This window comes from Mesorhizobium sp. M8A.F.Ca.ET.021.01.1.1, from assembly GCF_003998025.1.
Lineage (GTDB): Bacteria > Pseudomonadota > Alphaproteobacteria > Rhizobiales > Rhizobiaceae > Mesorhizobium.
The window spans coordinates 1-4,569 of record NZ_RZSJ01000504.1; the positions used below are offsets into that span (position 1 = coordinate 1).

Sequence of the window (4,569 nt, forward strand, 5' to 3'; positions counted from 1 at the left end):
GCCTTCAATCGCGCCAATTGTTTGCGCGGGTCCGGGCGCGCGGCTGAAGCCGCGCACGATTATGCCAGGGCGATAAAACTCGATCCGGCCTTCGTCGAAGCCTGGTTCAACCTTGCCGGGCTGATGAGCGAGCAAGGCCGCGACGCCTCGGCGCGAAGGCACCTGCAGAAAGCGATCGCGCTCGACAGGACTTATGCCGACCCGGTGTTCAATTTGGCGCGGCTGGAGTTTGATGCCGGCAATCTGCTGGAGGCGCGGCGGCTCTGGGTGCGCTATCTGGAGCTGGACAGCCAGTCCGAATGGGCTGGGGTGGCGGCCAGGGGCGTGCAGTTCGTGGATATGCAATTGGCGCAGTCGGCGGGGTGACGATGATTGGCGAAAGCCGCGATGACAGCCGATCTCCCCACTGGTGGGGGAGATGTCCGGCAGGACAGAGGGGGGCGCTGTCCCGCCGGCGGATCCACTCATTTCAGACCGTCGCATTCCAGAGAGATTTGACCGAAGGCTGGCATTCCTTCGCGCCCCCCTCTGCCCTGCCGGGCGTTCGTCATTTGAAAGCCAAGCAATTGGCTTTCATCCGCTTTGCGGGCCATTCCTCAACCCCCACGAGGGGGGAGATTGGCAGCGTTAGCGCCGCGCGAGGAGCATAATGACCACCTTCCTGTTCGACGGCCACGACAACGCTCCCGTCACCGTCCTGCTCGCGCATGGCGCCGGCGCGTCGATGGATTCTCCCTCGATGACCGCTACCGCCAAGGCTTTTGCCACGGCCGGCGTCCAGGTCGCGCGCTTCGAGTTCCACTACATGGCGGCGCGCCGCTACGGCCAGCGCAAGCCGCCGCCGCGCGCCGAGACGGTGAACCCGGAATACATCAAGGCGATCGCCGATCTCCGGGCGAAGGGCGTGACGGGCAAGCTCATCATCGGCGGCAAGTCGATGGGCGGGCGCGTCGCCTCGATGGTCGCCGACGAGATGTTTTCCAAGGGCGAGATCGCGGGCCTTGTTTGCCTGGGCTATCCCTTCCATCCCCCCGGCAAGCCTGAGCAGCTGCGCACCAAACATCTCACCGGGCTGAAGACGCCGACGCTGATTTTTCAAGGCACGCGCGACGAGTTCGGCACGAAGGACGACGTCGCGGGGTACGGGCTTTCCAACGCGATCGAGGTGATCTGGCTGGAGGATGGCGACCATGATCTGAAGCCGCGCAAAAGCGTGTCGGGATTTTCGACGGCGGATCATCTGAAGACGCTTGCCGAGAGGGTGAAGGCGTGGGTGGCGCAGCCCTCGGTTTCGTCATCCTAGGGCGAAGCAAGGAGCGAAGCGACGCGTGCAGACCCTAGGATCCATGCCGTGACTTTCGAGAGCCGCCACGGAGCAGAACTCCGGCCCGTCGCATGCTACGCCAGACGTCACGGCATGGATCCTCGGGTCAAGCCCGAGGATGACGAAGTGCGGGGCGCCAGCGGCGTCCACCAATGAAAATCGCCTCGTTCAACATCAACAACATCAACAGCCGGCTGGACAACCTCCTGGCCTGGCTCGCCAGCGCAAAACCCGATGTCGTGTGCCTTCAGGAATTGAAGGCGCGCGACACGCAGTTTCCGCTGACAAGCCTCGCCAATGCCGGCTACGGCGCGGTGTGGAAGGGCGAGCCGACCTGGAACGGCGTTGCGATCCTGGCGCGCGGTGCCGAACCCGTGCTGACCCGCGATGCCTTGCCCGGCGACGATGCCGACCGCCAGAGCCGCTACATCGAGGCGGCGGTCGACGGTATCGTCATCGCCTGCCTCTATGCGCCGAACGGCAATCCGCAACCGGGGCCGAAATTCGCCTACAAGCTCGCCTGGCACGCGCGGCTGGAGGCGCATGCGGCACAACTCTTCGACACCGGCCTGCCGGTGGTGCTGGCCGGCGACTACAACATCGTGCCCGAGCCGCGCGATATCTACGCCACACGCTCCTATGACGACAACGCGCTGGTCCAGCCGGAAAGCCGCGCGGCCTTCGCCGCGCTGCTCGACCAAGGCTGGACCGATGCGTTGCGCAAGAAATATCCGAAGGAGACGCTCTACACCTTCTGGGACTACCGCCGGAACCGCTGGCCGCGCGACGCCGGCCTGCGGCTCGATCATATCCTGTTGTCGAAGACGCTCGTGCGCCGGCTGAAGGGGGCGGGCATAGACCGCGACGTGCGCGGGCAGGACGGCGCCAGCGACCATGCGCCGGTCTGGGTGGAATTGGGGTGAGGGATCTCGCGCCCGCTCATCATCAGCGGCGCATGCAGCCCTTTTCCGCAGGTCATTTCTCGCGCTAAGCTGGCAGCGCAGCGAGGGGGCCGGCTGATGCATTGCATTCGTGAAGACGGCGAGCGGCCATCATCGAAGCCCGTCCGCCATGAGTGACCTCAGCCTCATCGGAATCCTTCTCGCAGCGCTCGCGATCATTGCCGCCGCCGTCGCCGTCATCCGGCTGTTGCGCAAGGCGCGTGTCCGCCGCCGCGCGCTGCGCCGGGCCGATCCTGCCAACGACTACGCCATTCGCACCGACTGGAGCCGCAGCACCGGGACGGTCAACTACTCGTCCTTCGTCTATTTCGATGTCGACCGCGACGGCCGCTACGGCGTGGCCGACCGGCCGATGGCCGGCATCATGGTGCGGCTGTTCGACGGACAAGGCGGCTTCGTCGCGTCATCGAGGACCAACAATGCCGGTTATGCCAATTTCACCATGTCGACGTCGGCGGTGAAGGCTGCACTCCGCATGCCCGGCGCCTACCGGTTCTCGGTTTCGCTGCCGCCGGGCTGGCGCTCGCCCAGCGCCAACGAGACGCAGTCGATGGAGTTCCATTTGGCGCCCGGCTCGCCCACCGGGCTGGTGTCGCGCGACCTGCCGCGACCGGTCGGGCTCGCGCCGGTGCGCAGCCTGGCCGGCAGGATGGCGGCAGGCGGCAGCGCGACGCTGTCGGTGATGGCGAACGGGCAGGTGCTGGAGTGCCGGACGCTGGCCCCGGCCTCGGCCTTCCGCTTCGAGCTTGCCGAAGAAGCCGACACCGTGGTGATCAGCGGCGGCGGGCTCGACCGCCGGCTGGCGCTGTCACCTTATCCGGCCGATCTCGGCCTGCTTTCGCCCCGAGCCCTGGCCGACGGGGCGGCGCTGCGCACAATCGGCTTCGATGACGTCACCCAGCGCGGCTTCCGCAAGATCCCGGGCGGCCATGCGGGGCTGGAGTGGCGCAACCTGAACGCCATGGCGAAGGATCACACCAAGGACAGCGAGGGCTATGTCAACGGCAATGTCTCTGGCGACCATGTGGCCTATACCAGCAGCGGCTATCCGGCCGAGTTCAGCCGTGAGACGCCATTCGCCTTCCACTCGGTGCTGCTCAGCGTTGCGTGGCTGAAGGCGGAGGGGGAAACGGCACTGATCGAAAGCTGGCTGGGAGAGCAGTTGGTCGCCAGCGATGAAGTGGTTCTGTCGGCGCTGACACCACTCCACTACGCGCCGATGCTCGGGGAAGTCACCCGTGTTCGCCTTTCGGCAAAACACTCCTGGCAAATGGTGGTGGACGACCTGGTGCTGGCCGACGGATTAGGCGGGCGGCAGCGATTTTGAGATCACAATCGCGCCGTTGGTCGCGGCTGTGATCGATTTCAGATTGCCCTTCCGGATCAGAGCGGGCCGTTCATAAGTCTTCTTCATGATGCAAGCTCTCCACTATATCCCGGGCGGAGTGTGTCATAACCCGGCCTGCTGTCAATATTTCGCCGGGGATAGCTTAGTCCATATCGGCGGCGACCGTGGTAAATTGGACACTAGCCTTTATCGGCATCGCTTAATCGAACCGGAGACCGTGGCTGCGGCGGCGCGATCGACCTCAAGCTGATTTTCTCGAGCAGGGCCGCCGCGGATATTCTTCATGCCGCAGTGTCTGCGTCCGTCTTCCGCGAGCACGGGCGGCATTTTGCGATGTGCCCATGACGCTGATAGTCTGGTCCAAGGGCCGGCGAGGGGAAGCGCGATGAACAGGTTGGCTGACAGGGTGCTGGGGCTCGTCCTGGCCGTGGTCGCGGTTGCCTGTCTGGTCGGGGTCTATCCGCTGATCGATGCCCTTGCCGGGCACGGCTTTGCCGGGTTGGATGCGGCCGCGCCGCGGCTGGCGGCCTATTCGGTGGCGGCACTTGCCTGTTTCATCGGTGCGCTGCTGTTCCTGGCGGGCCAGTTGCCCGGCCGGCCCGTGCATGCGGCCGGAGTGCCGCTGTTCGGCAGGGATGCCGAGGTGGAGCCGGCGGGCCGTCCGGGCCTGCGCCGGGCCTTCCTGGTGCTGCCGGTGGTTGTCGTGCTGGCGCTGCTCGGCGACAAGTTCGGCTCGTGGCGGCCGCATGAGGGTGGCCAGGACGTCGCCAGCGCGCCGCCCGTGGTTCCCGCGCCAAAGCCCGCGCCGCCAGCGCCGGCCCCGCCGCCAGCCCCCCCGGCCGCGGCAAACCCACCAACCGTATCGGTGCAACCAGCTCCGCCCGTGGTCGTGCCGCCTGTTTCGCCGGCGCCGGTCGTGCCGGCGCCGCCTGAGG

Annotated in this window: 4 protein-coding genes and 1 pseudogene; all 5 read left to right on the forward strand. The window is 66.3% G+C overall.

Going from position 1 to position 4,569, the window contains the following annotated elements; genetic code table 11:
- A partial coding sequence (locus tag EOA36_RS28375; protein ID WP_127280348.1) for a tetratricopeptide repeat protein occupies positions 1 to 366 on the forward strand: 366 nt, incomplete at its 5' end.
- Positions 367 to 649: 283 nt separating this feature from the next.
- Entirely contained in the window at positions 650 to 1,303 is a 654-nt protein-coding gene (locus tag EOA36_RS28380) for an alpha/beta family hydrolase (protein WP_127280349.1), read from the forward strand.
- Between the two features lie 173 nt (positions 1,304 to 1,476).
- Positions 1,477 to 2,247, forward strand: a complete 771-nt coding sequence (locus EOA36_RS28385; protein ID WP_127280350.1) for an exodeoxyribonuclease III — start codon at positions 1,477 to 1,479, stop codon at positions 2,245 to 2,247.
- Positions 2,248 to 2,395: 148 nt separating this feature from the next.
- Positions 2,396 to 3,613 (forward strand): hypothetical protein, encoded by a 1,218-nt coding sequence (locus EOA36_RS28390; RefSeq protein WP_127280351.1) that lies wholly within the window; start codon positions 2,396 to 2,398, stop codon positions 3,611 to 3,613.
- A 406-nt stretch (positions 3,614 to 4,019) separates the two neighbouring features.
- A pseudogene (locus EOA36_RS28395) lies at positions 4,020 to 4,569 on the forward strand (WD40 repeat domain-containing protein); the annotation flags it as partial.